The organism is Paenibacillus sp. V4I7, assembly GCF_030817275.1.
GTDB lineage: Bacteria > Bacillota > Bacilli > Paenibacillales > NBRC-103111 > Paenibacillus_E.
The window spans coordinates 603,256-623,057 of the sequence record NZ_JAUSZD010000002.1 but is presented as its reverse complement, the minus strand read 5'-3'; the positions used below and the strand labels follow the sequence as shown (position 1 = coordinate 623,057).

Sequence of the window (19,802 nt, the reverse complement as noted above, 5' to 3'; positions counted from 1 at the left end):
GCGAATAGGCTCCAATACCGCGCTTTCAACTGGTGGTGATTGAGATAAGCGCGTTTTCCGAGCCTAAAGTAAGCGAGAGTAGCGATGAGGTTAGGGGACGTCGGCTGAGACGTCGGTTTTGGCACTTACAGATGAGGATGATACGTAGAATTGGCGAATAGGCTCCGATACCGCGCTCTCAACTAGTGGTACTTGAGATAAGCGCGCTTTCCACTAATCGGCCTTGAAGTAAGCTCGGTTTCCACGCTTAAGTCTGGAGTTCACTGAGATAAGCTCAAAATCCGAGCTTATCTCTACTGTCGACTAAGATAGTATCCGTCAGCAATGATAAACATCATCTGATTAAAAGCAAAAAGCAGGCCTCTCGGCCAATGTCATTAAGTTAAGGCGAAAGGCCAAAATCAAGAAAAAGAGCAGGTTATCGAAAAGATAACCCGCTCTTTTTTTACGTCCAAAAGAAAAAAGAACTTGACAAGCAGTTGGAAATGTGTGGCGAAGCCCCTTGAAAAAACGAGGAGGTTACGCCAATGGATGAGTACTCGAATTCGCTAAAAGAAACACTGACATCCCTCATACGAGAAATGTCAGCTGCACCAGCACCTTTTGTCAAAAACCCCGAAAAAGATTTTACCCGAAAGAAAAAGCTTCCCTTTGAAACGGTTATGCAACTCCTGATCTCAATGGGGGGCAACAGCTTATATAAGGAACTCTTGGAATCGCAGGGCTATGACGTAAATACCGCAACCACCTCTGCATTTGTCCAACAGAGGAATAAAATCCTGCCATCTGCTGTGGAATTCTTGTTTCACGAATTTACGCAATCGTATACCGATATCAAGGACTACCGTGGGTATCGATTACTTGCCGTTGACGGTTCGGATTTGCATATCGCAACTGACTCTGCGGACACGGACACCTATTTTCAAAGTCAACCGAACACAAAAGGCTATAACCTTCTGCATTTGAACACAGCCTATGACTTGTGCAATAGACTTTACGTGGATGCGATTATTCAGCCACGAAGGTTGAGCAATGAGGGAAGGGCGCTGGCTGCTATGGTTGACCGTTCCCCCATCAAGGGCAAAACCATTGTTACTGCCGATAGAGGTTATGAAAGTTACAACAATTTCGCTCATATTGAACGAAAAGGGTGGAATTATGTCATACGGGTAAAGGATTTGGATTCCAGTGGTATTCTTTCGGGTTTGTGTTTGCCCTCTGGCGGAGCGTTTGATCTGGACGTTCATCTGACACTCACCAAAAAACAAACCAAAGAGGTCAGGGCTCATCCCGAGATTTACAAGTTCGTCCCTTCCACGTCTACCTTTGATTTTTTGGATTTGCATGAGAACTTGTTTTACCCGATTTCCTTTCGGGTTGTTCGTTTCGTCTTGCCAAATGGCGCTTATGAAACCGTCATTACGAATCTTTCTGCCGCTGATTTCCCACCCGATGAAATCAAGTCCATTTACAACATGCGATGGGGCATCGAAACCTCTTTCAGGGCATTAAAATACACGGTAGGTCTGACGAATTTTCACGCAAAGAGACAAGAGTCCATCACCCAAGAGATTTTCGCAAGAATGATCATGTACAATTTCGCTGAAATGATTACCTCGCACGTAGTCATTTCCCAAATGGATAAACGGCACCAATACCAAGTCAACTTCACAGTTGCCGTTCACGTTTGTAGACATTTCCTGCGCTCAAGGGACGATGAACCCCCGCCCGATGTTGAAGCACTGATTCGCAAAAACATTTTGCCGATTCGACCCATCCGCCCAGGACAGCAGAATACGCGCAAAATCCGCTACAAATCCGTTGTTAGCTTCGTCTACAGAGTAGCATAATTCGTTTCACATGAACATTTTTTTAAGCGGAAAGTTCATCCGCTTTGTTTGCTGTACGCTTTTTCCTTGCTGGCGCAAGAAAACAAACGGCACAGGGCTTTTCCCATGCCGTTTTGGATTCTATTTTTATTCACGGTCTTGTCTTTGAGCCTAACTTAATGACATTGGCCTCTCGGCCCGCTTTTTGTTCCTACATCTATCTACATCTACCTAATTCTAACTCCCAGACCTCACTCCTGCTTAAAAAACCTTCTGCGCTTCTCGATCATCCTTCAAAATTTCAACAGCTTCTCTAAATCGCAGGGAATGCACAATCTCCCTTTCACGGAGAAACTTTAGACTGTCCTGCAGATCAACATCATCGGTTACATCAATCAACCATTGATAGGTTGCTCTTGCTTTCTCCTCTGCGGCAATATCCTCATAGAGGTCCGCGATGGGGTCTCCTTTGGCTTGTATGTAGGCAGCCGTCCAAGGTACACCGGATGCATTCTGATAGAAGAGCGCTTTGTCGTGGCTCACATAGTGATCGTCCAGACCAGCCGCTTTCAGTTGCTCGATGGTTGCATCTTTTGTAAGCTTATACACCATTGTCGCAATCATTTCTAAATGGGCGAACTCTTCTGTCCCAATGTCCGTTAGCAGCCCCACCACCTTATCTGGGATCGAATAGCGTTGATTCAGGTATCGTAGTGCCGCAGCAAGCTCCCCATCAGCGCCACCATATTGCTCGAGCAGAAGTTTAGCCATCCTAGGGTCGCATTTACTGACCCTGACCGGATACTGAAGCTTCTTTTCATAAATCCACATACGGTTTCCTCCTCCTCAGACTTGCCATGGCCATGGGGGTTCACACCACTGCCAAGGATGTTTCGTATAACTTTGACCGTACGGCATCAAAGGGCCAAATTCCATCTCAAATTGCTCGACGATTTGTTTTCTTTTCTGCGCAAACTGATTGTATTGTTGAATGGCCCCTAGGTCATCCGGATGCGTATCCAAATATAAAGTCAGCTCAATTAATACGAAATCTACAGCTTGCAGATCGTGAAGCTGTTTGTAATAAGACTCTGGTAACATGGGTTCACTCATGTCAATGGGCCCCCTTCTACCGCTTTGGACTCATAAGGCCCGTAAAGTGCCGGCCAGAGCGTTCCTTTTTTCAGTGCTTCATAGGGGCTAAACTGTGACAAGCCTGGCGGTTGAAAGTGGATATATAATTGTGGCGGTGTGTTGTAAAACTTCACTCGAATGGGCGGACAAGGATCAAATGGACCAATGAATGGGAAATATTTTTTAAATTGTGAATGCGAATGCATATGCATATCTCTCCTCCTCTTCTGTCTTGGGAGTAAATGAAATCAGGCGTAGCAACAAAGGCCTATATGCTCGTTATATGCGGCATGACTTGGCCAAAATCACATGTTTTCCAACATTTCCATATTGTATGGGTTAATCGTAGACGGCTACAATGAAATCAATCGTTATAAATAACGATTGATAAAGAACCTACATACACCATGGGAGGAAACTACGATGACTAATCCAAAGCTGATTCTCGCAACTGCTGCAATACTCGTGACAACCTCCGTAAGCAGCTTATTCCCCCAATCTCCTGTTTCTGCCGCTACCTCAACAACAAGCAATACAGCTTTGACGCAAGGAATGACGAGTTCCTCTGTATCAGAGCTGCAGAGAAACTTGAAAAGCCTCAGTTTTTTTACATATCCAACTGTAACCGGTTACTTTGGAACAATAACTACACAAGCCGTTAAAGACTACCAGAAAGCTTATCTCCTTCCTTCCACAGGGATCGTAGACGCTGCAACGAGGCTCAGTATCGCCCATGCCGTAACCAAACGTACGATGTTGGTAGATGCCATGAACTTCGTTCGAGTACCTTATCTTTGGGGAGGTGTGACACCTCAAGGCTTTGATTGCTCTGGCTTTGTCTATTACATGTTCAACAAACATGGGATACCCGCTGTACGGACGACGTCTAAAGGCCTTTTTGATTCAGGAATCTCAGTGAGTCTACCTAATTTGCAGCCAGGCGACTTGGTTTTCTTTGCAATTGCAGCTCCTGGAGTGGTAGACCATGTAGGCTTCTACATAGGGAATGGGCAGTTCTTATCCGCTACGAGGTCTGCTGGCATTTATCCTCAGAGTATGATGAATTCGTATTGGGGACCCAAATATGTAGGATCCAAGCGCGTATATTGAAAAAAAGTCCCTGCTGCGTTGCCATATGGCAACTAAGCAGGGACTTCTGTTTTATGAAGCAGCTTTCGAGGGCGTACTAATTTAGATAAGGAATAAGTTCATGAAGCTGACTAACGATTGCGAGCGGTTTCTTATCGGAGTCGGAAGCAGGAGGAGTTTTACCATATTTATTGAGCCAAACTGCCTTCATGCCGATTTGCAGCGGACCAGCTACATCCGCTTCCCATGAGTCACCTACGAATAAGGTATCCTCTGGCAGCACTTTGAAATAATCAAGGGCTAGTTGATAAAATTAACTTCATACCCTACCACCCTGTTCCTATACTGTGGCTCAATCCAGCTTGATATTTAAGTTCAACAGACCAGCTTTACGCATAGCTTGATAAATAATAACAACCAACGGCCCTAGAAAGAGTCCTGTTATTCCTAATAACTCAAAACCAACGTACAAACTGATCAAAGCAGCGAGTGCATTAATTCCAACAGCATCACTTAGCACTTTAGGCTCTACAATGCGGCGGAATATCGTCAAAACAAGGAAAAGGATTAACAATCCTACACCCATTCCCGTGTGTCCAATCAGCAGTTGATAGACGAGCCAAGGAATAAACACAAGCCCGGTACCAATCACAGGAACGAATTCCATAACCATCACTAATAAGGAAATGGCTAGCGGATATTCAGCTCGTAAAACAAGTAAGCCTATAAACGTGACCAAATAGGTTAATACGGCCATGATGAGTTGAGCTCGAATGAAGCCAAAGATAGCTTCCCGCAGGTAAGTCAGCACGTTTTCCATCTTTCCTTTGGATTGCTCCTCAAACATCGACAGAAACGCCATCCTCAGCTTGGGTAAACTAAACATAAACAAATATAAGGCGATGACGTACATAAGCATTAAAATAAATAAATTCGGAATTTTTCCAGCCATATTTAAAAAGAATCCAGAAATACCGCTTAAAGCATCTGTTAACGCCCCTGTTAAGGTTTCTGTACTGCGTTCCAGCCAAGTTTGCACTTGTGCCGCCATGTCTGGTGACAAGGAATCATAGAACACCTGAGTACGGTTGACAGCTTGATCTACATACTTATTCACTTCATTCATATAATTTGGCGCTTTGCGGCCAAGGTCAATGAGCTCAGTGACGACATTTAACCCTATGAAATAAAATAAGGTCAGCGTCAACAGCGTAAAGACGGTACAAATGATCGAAGCAGCAATCAACCGATTCACCCTCATGGCACGCATGAAAACCACGGTTAGAGGGTCCAAGAAAATAGCTGTCACAAGCGCGAGTAGGAATGGCAGCCCTATGGTGAACAATCCGTACAATAGCAGTAATCCAAGTACCATGATTAGGATGGTCTTAGGCGACATTAGGACTCCTCCGCTTATTCATCTACAGGTCTGACAGCGTTGATTTTGGTTATGTGAACGCGTACGATACGTAATCGATCCACTTCGGACACCTCAAACACATGGTTGCCGAAAGCCACTCTTTTGCCTTTTATAGGAATACCTTCAAGCTTCTTAAACAGCCAGCCACCGATAGAGTCCACATCATCGTCGTCGATATCCAGATCCAGCATATCGTTCAAGTCTTCAATCAGGACACGGCCGTCAACGGACGTATACTTATCTTTCACCTCAACACCTGGCCGCTCATCGATATCGAACTCATCGTGCATTTCACCAACAATCTCTTCCAGAATATCTCCAAGTGCTAGAAGTCCTGCGGTACCGCCGTATTCATCAATAACGATAGCAAGTTGGGAATGTTTTTTTTGCATTAATTTTAATACTCGACTTATTTCCATCGACTCTGGAACATTGAGAATTGGACGAATAAAGTTTTTAATTTCCTGCTCTTCATCCGGATCAGCTGTCAGCAAATCAGCAATGTGTACGAAACCGACAATGTTGTCCTTATCTTGGTCAGCTACAGGGTAACGTGTATGCTTCGTCTCATGGACCATACGCAAATTATCGATGAAGCTTAGCTCTAGGTATAAACAATCCATATCCGTCCGCGGCAGCATAACCTCACGGGCAATACGTTCTGAGAATTCAAAAATATTATCGAAAAGCACCATTTCATCCTGATCGATATGACCGCTTTTGACACTTTCATCCATCAGGATACGAATCTCTTCCTCCGTATGGGCAGCCTCATGCTCGCTTGCCGGCTCTACACCAATCCATGACAAAAATTTATTTGCCGTACCATTCAGCAGCCAGATAATCGGGCGAAACAGCCTGTAGAAGAATAACAGAGGTGCTGCAAGCCATAGCGAGGTTAATTCCGCTTTTTGAATCGCGAACGATTTCGGGGCTAGCTCACCAAGCACAATGTGAAGGAACGTAATAAAGCCAAATGAAACAATGAAAGACAATGTCGTCGTATAAACCGAAGTCTCCACTTGAAGCTTATGTAAGAGGGGTTCCATAATCAACTCCGAGATGGCAGGCTCACCGACCCAGCCTAGTCCCAGAGAGGCAAGTGTAATCCCCAATTGTGTTGCTGATAAATAAGTATCTAACTTCGACGTTACCTTGATGGCGTACTTCGCTTTGCCGCTGCCTTCATTGACTAACTGTTGAATGCGTGATTGTCTAACCTTCACAAGCGCAAATTCAGCAGCAACAAAGAAACCATTGAGCAGGACTAATATAATAACTACTATCAGGTTAAGTACAATGGATCCGAAATCAAACGAAGTATGTGGCAAGCGTATATCTCCTTCAGTAATATGATTAGATGATAGCTTTGCGGCTTTTGAAATCAACAGAACGGTAATACGAATCAGCTACCAGCAGGTTAGGGCCACAACAAGAAGCGCTGCTGCAGAAGCAGTTTACACGCTGATTCAGCGGATTATTCTCCCAACGGGCAAAAATGGTATCTAACTGATCATCATGGATATTACCTAGAGGTGGTTCATTTGCAAAATCCGTGACGAACACTTCTCCTGTAAAAGTGCTCACATTCAACCGATTGCGCCCATCCGGATCATTACGCACGGTTACATTCGGCTCCTCGCGAAGCCTTTTAACCAATATTCTGTCCTCTTGAAGATCGTTGCAAGCAAAGAATGGCAGTGTGCCAAACAGCATCCACATGTCACGATTCCGGCTGTCTAACAACCGATGAATGCTCGATCTTAACTCGTCCAGTGATACCATAGGAAGATGAGAAGCAAAGGAACTGGCATACATCGGATGAATTTCATGGCGCTTGCAGCCCATTTCATCAATCAGCTTATGAATCTGAGGTAATTTCTCATGCGTGCGTGTATTAATCATCGATTCCGCTGAAACATAAAGTCCACCTTTGCTAAGCGCAATTGTATTTTCAACCATGCGTTCATACATGCGCGCCGCGGTATCATGACCAACAGGATGTCCACTATTCACAAAGCCGACTTGATGGAAATCGTCAGCATTCAAGTAATTGAAAGAAATATGCATGACATCCAGATAAGGAGCGAGAAGTTCATACCTGGCTAAGTCAAGCGTTAAATTGGAATTGATTTGCGTACGAATACCGCGCTCCCGTGCATATTTAAGGATTGGCAGCATATAGTCTTTGACGATCTTGATGTGATAGGAAGGCTCTCCACCGGTTAAGCTGATCGTTTCTAAATGCTCAACCTGGTCCAGCTGCTTCAAAATGATCGGCAAGGGAATACGTGGTCCTTCCGACATGGTTAACGAATCCCCAACTGCGCAATGCTCACATCGCATATTGCACAAATTCGTTATTGTAAGCTCTATACTTGTTAGTACGTGTTTCCCGTATTTGCGATAAGACCGAATAGGGTCCCATGGATCGTAAGCGGGGGTTAGCTCCGGTAGGATGGAGCTTGTTCCATTCATATTCATGCTGTTACACCTGACCTATCATTTCCTATTCACTTGCTAATTGTTCCTATCATGCCTATACCTATGCCCTTTATTGTAACTTATGATTCGTAAAAAAGGAAACGGCGGCATCGGAATTTGAACTTCCGCTACTGCTTCTCTGCTTTCGACTGCGTACTCATTCGCAGCCACTTAGGTGCCCACCAGTTCGCATCCCCAAGCAGTTTCATGAGTGCCGGAACGAGCATCACTCGAACTATGGTCGCATCGATCAGAACAGCGAGACCTAAACCGAGCCCCAACGCCTTCATGATTTCGATATCTGTAAAAATAAATGATCCTACAACGACAACTAAAATAAAAGCAGCGCTTGTTATTAAGCTTCCCGTTTTCTTAAGCCCTTCAGCCGTACTCTTATCATTGTCACCGCTTGCTTCATACTCCTCCATAATGCGAGAAATCAGGAATACTTCATAATCCATGGATATGCCAAACACTACACAAAAAATGATAACTGGCAGTGTTGCACTGACGTAACCAATGGACGTTATGTGCAGTAAATCCGCCATGTAGCCATGCTGGAACACTAAAACAACAACACCGAGACTCGCGCCAAGACTCAGCATGTTCATTAATACAGCCTTGAGCGGAAGCAAAACGGACCTAAAGGCAAGCAATAGTACGATGTAGGTAATCCCCATCACAAAGGTTAATACTTCAGGAATTTCATTCTGAATGCGATCTATAATATCCAGCCTATAGGCCGGTCCGCCTGTGACTGCAATATCAAGTCCGTCCTTACTTAAGCTGCGAAGTTTTCGGACAAGACCATCCGTCGCTGGATCATCGGTATCTTTCTCAGGCACTACAACCATCAGAGCTGTGTGTCCTTTTGCAAATTTATTGCCTTCTATTTGTGCTTTGACGCTTGAATCCCTTAGCATAGCTGCTAATTCATCATCCGAATGTTGACCTAGTGTACTGATAAAACTCTGCACTTCCTTTACACCAGATACCCCTTTAACCTGTTCACTATAAAACCGAATTCGACGAATCGATGCCTCTTCCCATACTTCTCCTTGTGTATGAATAACAATTTGGATGGGTCCCATCATACGCGGATCATAGGCCGCCTTCAATAATTCCGAGCCATATCGGGATTCGTAGCTGGGAGGCAGCACCTCAGCGTTCGGTACATTTAACTTCATATTCCCTATCGGGGTCATGGTGTAGATTAGAGCACCGCCGACGATAACAACCAATAGAACGGGCCGTTTTATCACAGCATAAGCGATTCGTTCCCAAAAGCGGGACGTTTCTTGCTTGCGAAAGCGTTTAGGAACAACCTGCAAAGAGTTAATCCGTTCACCAAGTATACCGAGAAGCGACAGCAGCATCGTATTCGCGACTATAACAGATATCGATACGACAATTACGCCGCCCAAACACAAGGAGCGGAAAAAAGTGAGATCTACGAACAGCATGCCAAGCAGCCCAATCAGCACCGCTATACCGGAAAAAAAGATCGATTTCCCAGCCGTCTGACAAGTCATTGCCACAGCTTCAGCCACATTCTTCTGTACCTTGAGTTCCTCCCGAAAGCGACTGACAAGAAACAAAGCATAATCAATTCCTACGGCAAGACCGAGCATCGTCACCATATTCGGAAGAAAGTTCGATAAAGATTGGTGCTGTGCGATAAAATAGGTGATCCCTAACGTAAGGGTAACGCTCATAAGCCCAACAATCATAGGTAATAGCGCCGCGACTAGCGTGCCAAACACGATTAATAATACAATCAGCGCAATCGGTAGACCAATCGCTTCTGATTTGGCAATATCGTGCTTACTCGCTTCCTGCATATCATGCAAAATAGCAGGTCCGCCAGTCACATATACATTCATACCATTTGGCGGATGCACGTGTTCCTTAAGCTCTGGATATTTCTCCAGAGCAGGGTCGGTATCTAGATTTAGCGATACGGTTACTGCCATCACATCTAGGTGACCTTCGTTACGAGGTGTCGCTACGAATTTCACACTTTCTACATACGGCAGCTTCGTAAGTTCGTTCAGCGAATCCATAATGGCTTCTTGATGGACTTTGTCCGTCATGTTGAGCCCATCCCCCGTATAAACCAGGTTCAACATCGTAAGCGGGACACCAAGCTCATCCCGCAGTTGAATTAGGCCACGATCGGATTCACTACCTTTAGGCGTAAAGCCGTTGTCTTTGAGCATACCTGGTGCTTTCTGTGCAAATATAGCAAAGCTGAGAAACAGAAGCACGCCAATAACTAGTACGAGCCATCGGAAACGATGCATGGCATATCCCCATCTCCAAAACTTCCCTTTCACAGCTGTTTCTCTCACATGCATCCCCCTAATTTGCAAAAAGAACCTGGATTCCCAGGTTCTTCATACTTGTTATCTATATTTTATCTTAAAATATGGTCGGCATACTTTCTGGATCAAATTCGCCTACTTTAATTTCCCCAATTTCTGAAATTAATGTAGAAAGCTTCGTTGACAGGTCAATTTCATACGGTTCTTTGAGCACTTGACCGGATTGATCCTCCAGCACACGAACGATCGGCCTGTGTGGCACGGTTACGTTTAACTTAGAAACAATGCCAAACTCCCCGGTATTCAATCGAACGGTTATGCCTAAGGGGTAAATCGCGATTTTATCACGAAATAAGGCAATCTGACTTTGATCATACATCGTGCCAGAGCCCGCGAACAATTGTTCCATAGCTTCATGCGGCAGTAAAGGTCTTCTATATACTCTTGTAGTGGTCATAGCATCATAAGAATCGACTAAACCAATCCATTTGGCAAATTCATTAATTTCTGTACCTTGAATCCTACGCGGATAACCGCTTCCGTTAATTCGCTCATGGTGCTGAAGAGCACAATGCGCCGACAGAAGAGGAATGTTTGGTTCGTCTTTCAAAATGTTAAAACCGTATGTCGTATGATTCTTCATCTCAGTAAACTCTTGTTCGGTCAATTGCGAAGGCTTGCGAAGAATACCAAGCGGTACTTTCGTCTTACCAATATCGTGAAGCAAAGCTCCCAATCCGAGTGTTTCAAGGTTCTCACGACTGTACCCATAGCTAATTCCCAGCATGATGGCATAAATACTTACATTCACAGAATGCTGAAATAAATAATTATCTTTCACATTCATATTATTGAGCATAACCATAGCCCCTTGATGAGCGCTTAGATCGTCAATAATCATTTTCATCACATCTTTGAAATTACGACCGATGTCATAATAACTAACGGCACCGCGTTTGTTTGAATCTTCCATGACCTTCTTAAAGGTATTGCGGATTTCGAGAACAGCTTTCGTTCTCGTTTCATCTTGAATAATATCCTCTTGAATGATGTCATTGGTCCGAGAATCTTGAATATATATGTAGTCGATTCCGTATGTAAAAAGTCGATCAATGAGTCTCTGAGAAAGCTCAACATTAACGGCCAGCAGGACCATACCATCGTCGTTGTAAATATTCTTGGCCAACCTCATTCCAGGGTGACACATGTTGATCGGCATTAACAGCATTTCAGGACCCCCGCATAGGTGAGCGTTACTTTCTATTTAAATGTAATAGATTTCACAATAAAGTTCAATAAAAAAAACCGCATCATTCGACGCGGTTCGATAAATAAAAGAGTTATTGTTACTTTAAGTACATATAAAGAGCGAAAATGATGGCTAATGCAAACCGGTAGTAAGCAAAATACGTTAATTTCATATTTTGAACAAACTTGATGAAAGAGAAGACAGCCAACAACGCTACGATAAATGCAACGACAAAGCCTACTGCGAAAAAGGGTAGATCATTCAAGGAGAGTGCGTCGTAGTTTTTGAGAATATATACGCCAGAAGCTCCAAACATAATGGGAATCGCCATAATGAAGGTGAAGTCTGCAGAAGCGGCTCGGCTTACGCCGGAGAGCATCCCACCGGCAATCGTCGATCCAGACCGAGAGAACCCAGGCCAAATGGAAACCAATTGCCACAAACCGATAAAGAATGCTTGACGATACGTTAAATCATCCAAAACCTCAACACTTGGCTTTTCCTTCTTCTTCTCCGCGATGATCAACAAGATGCCCCCAAGGACAAGCCCGATCAATACCGTTGTTGCGTTAAAAAGCTTCTCATCGACGATATCATTAAACATGATGCCGATAATCCCTGCTGGTAGGATACCGATGAGAATGTGCAGTAAATTCAGTTTATTCCCAGCTCTACTCTCGCTTTTCCTTTTAACTAATCCGAATAAGGATAAAATCCGTTTCCAATAAATGAGCACGACGGCCAGAATAGCACCTAGTTGGATGAAAAAATTAAAAGTTTGCATCACTTCATCATTTTTGGTGTTTAATAGGCTTTGTGCTAGAATCATATGCCCTGTAGAAGAAACCGGTAAAAACTCAGTCAATCCCTCTACGATCCCTATGATGATCGCTTCAAAAATAGTATGCATGGTTTCCCCCTATGAGTTGAGAGTTTATAGATGTACTCCTGTCCAATTATCTATTCTACCTGTAACTTGGTAGATCTGACAACTCCTTCGACAAAGGTCGTGGTTGTTCGACTTATTCGTTATTTGCATTAGGTCTTCTATCCGTAAATCTTAGGAAATGACTGCTTACTATCGCGTCTTCGTCGCGAAGCTCAAAAGCTAGTACATCACGGATAAATTCAGGCAGCATATACGTCACCTGTTTGCCGCGACCGAGCGATAAATAACCTGAGCCGAAAGTAAACATGTCGATCGTGCCAACGACATAGTCACGACTAAGGTCTAAAGGCTCATCGCCCACGTTCACCGCGATGATGCGTTCGTAAGGTGCACGTGTGCTGTCGGTCATGACGGTCAATCCGTCGACACACAGCACGCCCAGCACCTCGCCACGGAAGCCGAAGCCGCGAATCGGCTTCTCCATGAACTCGCCAAGCAGCGACTCTTCGAGTGCTTGCATCAGGTCCGCCCCGCTGAGCAGCAGCCGGCAGGGGTTGATCGGACCTGGGCAGATTTCCAGCAATCTGCCGCGTGTCAGGCGCCCCTCCTTCAGTCCCTGAAGGAGCTGGCCGCTATTGACCAGCCCGATTTCGGCGCTGGTCCAGCGGCGAATCCCTGCGGCAAGCAAGTTGCCGAGCGGGGATTCGCCGTACCAATCGAGGCGCAGCGGTTCCCGCAGCTGCGCCACCTCCGCATTCAGCGCCGCTGCGCTGGCGATGCGGTAGTGCTCCAGCAGCTCGGTAACGCTGCTGTCTTCTTCACTTGCGTCCGTCATAGGGACGACGCGGCCTTGGAGCTCCACGATCCGGCGCTGCGCCGGATCGTAGGCAAGTTCAATATGGCCGGCATACTGACCGAACTTGCCGGCCGCGCAAATATAGGTGCCGCTGAGCAGGAGCGGCTCCTCCAGTACATGATGCGTATGGCCGCCGAGGATGATATCGATGCCTTCCAGCTCCTCAGCCATACGTTGATCCGAACGCAATCCCAAGTGGGACATGACAACAATGATATCCACCCTTGGGCGAAGAAGCCTAGCATAGGCCTTTACAGCTTCGAGTGGGTCCGTTACATGCCATCCAAGCAGTTCATAGTACGCTTGATAAGCCGCTGTTACCCCGATGATTCCAATGGTGAGACCCGATTTCTCAATCGTAAGTGTAGGAAGCATCCAATCCGGCGTCTTATTCGTCGCCACTTCTATAATATTGCTGCCGATAATTGGGAATTTGGCATGCTCCTTCACAACCGTTCTTAACAATTCCGGTGTGAACGTCAGCCCTTCATTATTACCCATGACCATCGCTTCATAGCCGGTCACGTTCATAATTTCCAAGTTGGCAGAAGCATTCGTGCCTTCCGTTTCAGGGCGCATCCGGTCCATATGATCGCCAATATCAAGTGTCAACACCTGATCAGCCGGCCACAGTCGACGCACACGATCAAAGTACGCGCTAATTTTGGGCATCTGTTCAAAATGACTATGAATGTCATTCGTATGTAATATAACGAGTCGTTGCAAGGGCTCAGACACACCGTTCACCTCTTTTCTTTGTAAGTCAGATCCGAAGCATGTCTAATCTTATGCACTAGAATGGCCTCTCATTTCTTGAATTTTAGCTCATCAAGTGCCACTCTGTTTTTGAATCCGAAAGTCGCTTCTTCCCCGAGCGCCTGATCATGAAGAAACCACACTTTGATAACACTTTTGACATTGAGACATTCACTGCTGCCATCCGGCACGTAAAGACGAATCGGATAACCTTTCTTGAGCGCTTGTCCATCTTGAGCATATAGAAATAAGGCGGAATCTAATTGTGACCAAGGCATTAGTGCTTCAAATTCGTCTACTGCCTCCACTTTCAGATGCGTAGGTTCTTCAGCATGCCCTCCATTACGGCTTCTCTTCCAGCTCCGATACCACGATTTCAAATCAAAGGCATCTCCCTGCACATTCGGTACACGCTCCTGAAGCGATAACTGCTGCTCAGCAAGTGCAACCATCTCGGATATCGTGAATGCTTCATTTTTTATATGTAGGTCTGACACTTGTATGCGCAAATCTTCTTGCATGAATACATTTCCCCTCTCATCATTAAGCGCCATTTATTATCCAATTGCTCTACCCATTATACCATTTTCAGGTCAAAATATGATATGCTGTAAGGGATTCCAACAACTAAGCCATTAGGAGCAGAGCCGTGAACATACACATCCAACTCTTTGCAGGTTTGGTAGACCTATTCGGGACTTCCATCCTAATTATAGATATCGAACAAGAATCTATTTCTATTGAGCAGCTCAAAAAGCAGATCACAGCAGCCTATCCGGCAGCTTCCTCTCAACTTGCGACCTGTTTTTTTGCTAAAAATCAAGCTTATGCCGGAGATCAGGAAATCGTCACAGCTGCCGATGAAATTGCACTGATTCCCCCTGTGTCAGGCGGTCAACCATCTAAGTATGAAATCACCCACGATACGATTGATCCATCCAAGGTAGCTTCTAAAGTCAACCACCCCAATCACGGCGCTTCGCTTGCTTTCATAGGGACAACAAGAGAGATGACCTATGGGCAGCGGACCGTCCTTTTGGAGTATGAAGCCTACATCCCGATGGCACTCAAAACCATGGAAACCATCGGTGAAGAGATAGAAAATCAGTGGCCAGGCACGCTTTGTGCAATTACTCACCGTTTGGGCAAGGTCGCTATTGCCGAAGCTAGCGTCGTTATTGCCGTTTCATCCCCGCATCGCGTCCATTGCTATGAAGCGAGTCGGTATGCGATTGAACGCCTAAAACAAATCGTACCCATTTGGAAAAAAGAGATATGGGAAGATGGCTCGGAGTGGAAAGGCAGCCAAACAGGTCCCTGGAACCCGCTCCAAACGCCACAATTCGAATAAACCAGACAGGAGATGACCACACTTGGACACTCATTTACGTAGAGATCAGAATGAAGACGTTGATACGCGCTATTCCAGACAAGTCCTGTTTTCCCCCATTGGTAAAGAAGGACAGCGCAAACTCGGAGGAAGTCGAGTTGCTATCGTAGGAATGGGTGCTCTAGGCACCGTTCTTGCCAACCATATGGTTCGTGCAGGGGTCGGTTATGTACGACTGATTGATCGTGATTTTGTCGATACTAGCAACTTACAACGACAAATGCTCTACGATGAAGAAGATGCAGCTTCCACCACACCCAAAGCGATTGCAGCAGCAAAACGGTTACAACTCGTAAATTCGCAGGTAACGATTGAGCCTCATGTAACCGATCTGAATTCCTTGAATGCTGTAAAGTTATTAAGCGATGTAGATTTAATTCTTGATGGAACCGATAACTTTTCGGTTCGCTTCCTGATTAACGATGTAAGTATCAAACTAGGGATTCCTTGGATTTATGGAGGTGCTGTCGCCTCTAGAGGAGTCTCTTTGACGATCCTTCCGGGACAAACACCATGCCTTCGCTGCCTTTTCACACAAGCTCCCGCCGCAGGCACGACTGAAACCTGTGATACTGCTGGCGTTATTGGCGGAATCATTCATGTTGTAGCTTCCTTTCAAGCAACGGAAGCTCTTAAATTGCTTGTTGGCGCGAACGAACAGCTTAATCTTAGAATGCAGCAATGGGACTTATGGTTCAATCAGAATTCAGCGATTAGTGTCGCAGGTGCGCTTAAATCAGACTGTCCCGCCTGCGCAATGAAGCAGTTCGATTACTTAGAAGTCGGTGTGGAAAGTGACACGATTCAATCCTTATGCGGTCGTAATTCCGTCCAGATTCATCCGGTAATTCCTTCCGACAAACCCCTTGAATATTGGGAAGAACGATTAAAACCACTTGGACCGGTAGAGAAAAATCGCTTCCTTTTAAAGTTCGAAGCAGCCCCGGATTTGCACATGATCATCTTTCCAGATGGCCGTGTCCTTATCCAAGGAACCGAAGATTTAATTCAGGCTAAAAGTCTTTACAGCCGATATATTGGGATGTAGTATAACCATATACCTACGGAAAACCGATGGATTATAGGACTAGGAGAGGAGCTTCTATGCGTATACATGTGCTTCAACTTATTGTGGGTGATAAGCTTATTTCTGATTCCTATAATATGGTAGGACTTCATCTTCTTTCATCAGGCACTGTCGTTGATAGCGGAGATATTTTGATGCTCAATCGCCACAATGTAGAATATGTCGATATACACCCTAGAGGGAATGAAGCCGTTAATGAGTTTGAAGAGCCTACAGTCCGACAAGCAAATAGCAAGCAATTACACTCTTTTAACGATGCAATCACCGGTATAAAAGATATATTTGCTGCCGTACAAAACGGAGAATCTATTCATATTGAACTTATAGAATCCGCTTTCAATCCGATGATAGAAGGCTTTCAGGAGGAGAAAGACGTTGTTTCGTTACTGCTTTCTTTGAACAGCAATGATGATTATACGTACCAACACAGTGTGCAAGTAGGTATGTTATCCTACTTTATTGCTAAGTGGATGAATAAAAGTGAGAAAGAAGCCCTTCATATTGGAAAGGCAGGCTATCTACACGATATCGGCAAAAGTAAAATCCATTCAGACATTCTACATAAACCCGCAAAGCTAACCAACGATGAGTACAATGAAATTCAGAAACATACGATATATGGCTATGAAATCATCAAAAAATCCTTAAATGACAATCCCCTTGCTCTCGTTGCTCTAGAGCACCATGAACGTATGGATGGTACAGGCTATCCTTTACGCAAAAAGAGTACAGAAATCCATTCATACTCGCTTATAATTTCGGTTGCAGACGTTTACAGTGCTATGATCTGCAACCGGGTTTACCAGCAAAAACGTGATCTACTGATCGTTCTGAAGGAACTGTACCGCATGAGTTTTGGCCAGCTTGATCCAAAAATAACTCAAGTATTTATCCGCAACATGATTCCTAATTTTATCGGTAAGAAAGTATTACTAAGTGACGGACGCGTCGGTACGATCGTCATGATAAATCCAACTGATTTCTTCCGACCGCTCATTAACATTAATAATCAATTCTTGGATCTATCACAACTTGGCGACGTAGAAATAACGAAAATCGCCATCTAATTAAATAATAAGACTGCTGACTGCAATTGCGATTCCAATATAGACGGCAGCTAGCAGCGTGCCAACCGCTACATTCCCTTGCTTTAGTTGATCAGATAGCTTCACACCTGGTGTAAGCCAATCAAAGATCCAATACGTAGCAAGCAAACATACATACCCTACCGCGAACCATAGGCTCATATGCCAGATCGAAGAATTCGTGTAAGCCGCAATGCCTAATACAATCGCTGTAGCTATAAATTTACCACCCATGGTGATGCCGACGGCTACATTGCCATTGTTTATTTCCTCCATATCGCGGTAGGGCGTCATTAAACTAAACACGTACATACCTGCGAATTGCAGCAGGACAATCACAAATAAACTAATTACTATATCCAAAACTATCATTCTGCCCACCCCCGAAATTTCGCCATAGCTTGATCAAAATTACTGTAATCGTGTACTTCCTCTAGAATAACCTGTACTTCCTTCTTGTTTTTAAAGCTTATATAACGTTCCTCTGGAATGGGCTGCTTCACTTTCTGTCCTGTTGGTAGATCAGCTACCGCGAAATAGCGAAATTTTCCATCCTGCTCCGTTTTGTAAACCCCTACTAATTTCACATCCGTCTTAATTTCTATTTTTAACTCCGCTAAATCTTTTTCAGCTTCTTCCTTCGTTTTAAATGTCTTAATTGGCTTCCATTGCGAAAGTGTAACATCGTTCTTCCCTTGATCATCTGTTTTCATTGTTGCCTGCATATAGCTCAGTACCCACACTTGGTCCCCTGTAGCAAAATTCTGATCGTTCGAAATCCGTTCATTATTCGGCAGCAGGACCATATCCCCATCCAATAAATCCCCGACTTTTACCTGCTGTACTTGATAATCCCACGGTACTTCACCACTCATACTACTTGTGATTGGGGGACTTCCAACTGTAGTCTTACTCAAAACGGATGGTTTCTTATGAAGTGCACTGCTAATGGCCCAAATGATTAGGATGCATACAACGAAGCCCGCTGCCATTAGCCAAAATCGTCCTTTTTTCAAGGTGCTTTCACTCCTATCGCTACAAATTGACTAGCATTTCCTGTAATCATCCCACCTGCTCTCCCTAATAGCCCGCACGGTGTTCCGTTAAGGACAAAGAGACCTGTTAATAAATGTTTATTTCCATGAGCAAAAGATAGCTCGGGTAAATCGGCTCGCTGCTGATAAACACGCTTGAAAAACACACTCGTATCAAAGCCAACTTCATCTTTGACCTCTAATTCACCCTGCGTGTTATACAACTCAACCGAGCCGCCTTCTCTACCGAACATGGATTTGGACACGTAATCACCTGTAAGATCAGGCGTCATATAAGTAGGCAGCATATAGGTCCTTATTGCCTCATGCTCATCTGAGGTGAACAATTCTGCGCCTTCCTCATGCAAGCCCCATATGATGGCTTGCAAGCCTTTTGACTGCAAGATGACCGCATGTAATGGATTGAAAACTTGTATGAATCGTTCTTCAATCGCATAAGAGAAGGCCTCTCCTCCATCATCAATGCCCATCCATTCCTTTGGGTATAGCGCAAACATTTTGTTGATGATTTGGTTCTCTCCGACCTTAACGACGCCTTCGTCAATCCATAAATCCAAACAATCGAAACAGGTTACCTTTCTTCCGCTATGCGCTACAAGAGCATCTATGGTTCCCGTATCTTCAACATGCTTTCCATATGCAATGCAGGTAGCAAAGTCAGGCGCTTCGATCTCCCACGCTGAGCGGATTAGTTCTTTCATAGCATGGTTTGGTGATTCTATTCCCATTTGATCACATAACCAGGGTGTAGCGATCGCTGCTTCTACATACCCTGTAGGTGTATCTGCATTCAGCTCTAAAAGCTTAATACCGCCTTCCTGATTCACGGTAAAATCAAACCTTGCATATCGACTAATGAAGCCCGCGGCACCCGGCTCGAGTCGATCTAACCCATCCCACAGCACTTCAGGAATAGACAAGAGCTCATATAATTCCCTCTTCCCTTTCACATAACGAACCGTCTTATCAAACACGCGCCACAAACCTCCAGCCGCATGGATAAGTTCTTCGTATGCATGTCGCTGCATAACCACTAGTTGGTCAATCCAGTACGCTTCCTCTTCCATATCTGCCCATGTAAAACCAAGGCCTGCCAGCTGCAGCACCCTATGATCTCTGTTGGGAGAAGGCGTCCCGATGACTTCATATATCACA

Annotated in this window: 19 protein-coding genes and 1 pseudogene; 5 read left to right on the top strand and 15 right to left on the bottom strand. The window is 44.8% G+C overall.

What is annotated here, in order from left to right; genetic code table 11:
• Positions 1–527 precede the first annotated feature (527 nt).
• Entirely contained in the window at positions 528–1,850 is a 1,323-nt protein-coding gene (locus tag QFZ80_RS03970) for an IS4 family transposase (RefSeq protein ID WP_307556960.1), read from the top strand.
• Between the two features lie 240 nt (positions 1,851–2,090).
• On the opposite strand, the gene QFZ80_RS03965 is transcribed toward QFZ80_RS03970, so the two are convergent.
• From QFZ80_RS03965 to QFZ80_RS03955, 3 genes are read right to left on the bottom strand one after another with little or no spacing between them, the layout of a single operon-like run.
• On the bottom strand, positions 2,091–2,660 hold the full coding sequence (locus QFZ80_RS03965) for a manganese catalase family protein (protein ID WP_307548660.1): 570 nt from the start codon (positions 2,658–2,660) through the stop codon (positions 2,091–2,093).
• Positions 2,661–2,675: 15 nt separating this feature from the next.
• Positions 2,676–2,942: a spore coat protein CotJB gene (locus QFZ80_RS03960; protein WP_307548662.1), complete on the bottom strand. Its 267-nt coding sequence runs from the start codon at positions 2,940–2,942 to the stop codon at positions 2,676–2,678.
• Entirely contained in the window at positions 2,939–3,175 is a 237-nt protein-coding gene (locus QFZ80_RS03955) for a spore coat associated protein CotJA (RefSeq protein ID WP_307557386.1), read from the bottom strand. Before QFZ80_RS03955 ends, QFZ80_RS03960 begins: the two co-directional genes overlap by 4 nt.
• A gap of 211 nt (positions 3,176–3,386) precedes the next feature.
• Here QFZ80_RS03955 and QFZ80_RS03950 point away from each other — a divergent pair, with 211 nt between their 5' ends.
• Positions 3,387–4,073 carry a C40 family peptidase gene (locus QFZ80_RS03950; protein ID WP_307557384.1) on the top strand — a complete coding sequence of 229 codons (687 nt, stop codon included), beginning with the start codon at positions 3,387–3,389 and terminating at the stop codon, positions 4,071–4,073.
• A gap of 76 nt (positions 4,074–4,149) precedes the next feature.
• On the opposite strand, the pseudogene QFZ80_RS03945 reads toward QFZ80_RS03950, so the two are convergent.
• The 9 genes and pseudogenes from QFZ80_RS03945 to QFZ80_RS03905 all read right to left on the bottom strand — a co-directional run.
• Positions 4,150–4,353 (bottom strand): annotated as a pseudogene (locus QFZ80_RS03945) (HAD family hydrolase); the annotation flags it as partial.
• A 51-nt stretch (positions 4,354–4,404) separates the two neighbouring features.
• Positions 4,405–5,451: a sporulation integral membrane protein YtvI gene (ytvI, locus tag QFZ80_RS03940; RefSeq protein ID WP_307548666.1), complete on the bottom strand. Its 1,047-nt coding sequence runs from the start codon at positions 5,449–5,451 to the stop codon at positions 4,405–4,407.
• 14 nt (positions 5,452–5,465) lie between these two features.
• Complete coding sequence (locus QFZ80_RS03935; RefSeq protein WP_307548667.1) at positions 5,466–6,803, bottom strand: hemolysin family protein; 1,338 nt, start codon at positions 6,801–6,803, stop codon at positions 5,466–5,468.
• A 25-nt stretch (positions 6,804–6,828) separates the two neighbouring features.
• Entirely contained in the window at positions 6,829–7,956 is a 1,128-nt protein-coding gene (yfkAB, locus tag QFZ80_RS03930) for a radical SAM/CxCxxxxC motif protein YfkAB (protein ID WP_307557382.1), read from the bottom strand.
• Positions 7,957–8,084: 128 nt separating this feature from the next.
• Positions 8,085–10,313: an MMPL family transporter gene (locus QFZ80_RS03925; protein ID WP_373460006.1), complete on the bottom strand. Its 2,229-nt coding sequence runs from the start codon at positions 10,311–10,313 to the stop codon at positions 8,085–8,087.
• Between the two features lie 64 nt (positions 10,314–10,377).
• Complete coding sequence (locus tag QFZ80_RS03920) at positions 10,378–11,508, bottom strand: HD-GYP domain-containing protein (protein ID WP_307548672.1); 1,131 nt, start codon at positions 11,506–11,508, stop codon at positions 10,378–10,380.
• A gap of 118 nt (positions 11,509–11,626) precedes the next feature.
• Positions 11,627–12,439: an undecaprenyl-diphosphate phosphatase gene (locus tag QFZ80_RS03915; protein WP_307548674.1), complete on the bottom strand. Its 813-nt coding sequence runs from the start codon at positions 12,437–12,439 to the stop codon at positions 11,627–11,629.
• A 112-nt stretch (positions 12,440–12,551) separates the two neighbouring features.
• Positions 12,552–14,012 (bottom strand): bifunctional metallophosphatase/5'-nucleotidase, encoded by a 1,461-nt coding sequence (locus tag QFZ80_RS03910; protein ID WP_307557378.1) that lies wholly within the window; start codon positions 14,010–14,012, stop codon positions 12,552–12,554.
• Between the two features lie 68 nt (positions 14,013–14,080).
• Complete coding sequence (locus QFZ80_RS03905; RefSeq protein WP_307557376.1) at positions 14,081–14,551, bottom strand: hypothetical protein; 471 nt, start codon at positions 14,549–14,551, stop codon at positions 14,081–14,083.
• A gap of 128 nt (positions 14,552–14,679) precedes the next feature.
• On the opposite strand from QFZ80_RS03905, the gene QFZ80_RS03900 reads away from it, so the two are divergent.
• From QFZ80_RS03900 to QFZ80_RS03890, 3 genes are read left to right on the top strand one after another with little or no spacing between them, the layout of a single operon-like run.
• Complete coding sequence (locus tag QFZ80_RS03900; protein WP_307557374.1) at positions 14,680–15,381, top strand: molybdenum cofactor biosynthesis protein; 702 nt, start codon at positions 14,680–14,682, stop codon at positions 15,379–15,381.
• 22 nt (positions 15,382–15,403) lie between these two features.
• Positions 15,404–16,468: a ThiF family adenylyltransferase gene (locus QFZ80_RS03895; protein WP_307557372.1), complete on the top strand. Its 1,065-nt coding sequence runs from the start codon at positions 15,404–15,406 to the stop codon at positions 16,466–16,468.
• 56 nt (positions 16,469–16,524) lie between these two features.
• Positions 16,525–17,574 carry an HD-GYP domain-containing protein gene (locus tag QFZ80_RS03890; RefSeq protein ID WP_307548685.1) on the top strand — a complete coding sequence of 350 codons (1,050 nt, stop codon included), beginning with the start codon at positions 16,525–16,527 and terminating at the stop codon, positions 17,572–17,574.
• Here the strand turns inward: QFZ80_RS03890 and QFZ80_RS03885 are convergent, their stop codons facing one another.
• The 3 genes from QFZ80_RS03885 to QFZ80_RS03875 are packed head-to-tail and all read right to left on the bottom strand — an operon-like array spanning position 17,575 to position 19,801.
• A complete protein-coding gene (locus QFZ80_RS03885) occupies positions 17,575–17,964 on the bottom strand; it encodes a DUF350 domain-containing protein (RefSeq protein ID WP_307548687.1) in 390 nt (129 codons plus the stop codon). It abuts the gene before it with no gap.
• Positions 17,961–18,608, bottom strand: a complete 648-nt coding sequence (locus tag QFZ80_RS03880) for a signal peptide protein (protein WP_307557370.1) — start codon at positions 18,606–18,608, stop codon at positions 17,961–17,963. The genes QFZ80_RS03885 and QFZ80_RS03880 overlap by 4 nt, the downstream gene beginning before the upstream one ends.
• Positions 18,605–19,801, bottom strand: a complete 1,197-nt coding sequence (locus QFZ80_RS03875) for a glutathionylspermidine synthase family protein (protein ID WP_307557368.1) — start codon at positions 19,799–19,801, stop codon at positions 18,605–18,607. Before QFZ80_RS03875 ends, QFZ80_RS03880 begins: the two co-directional genes overlap by 4 nt.
• Position 19,802: the final 1 nt, after the last annotated feature.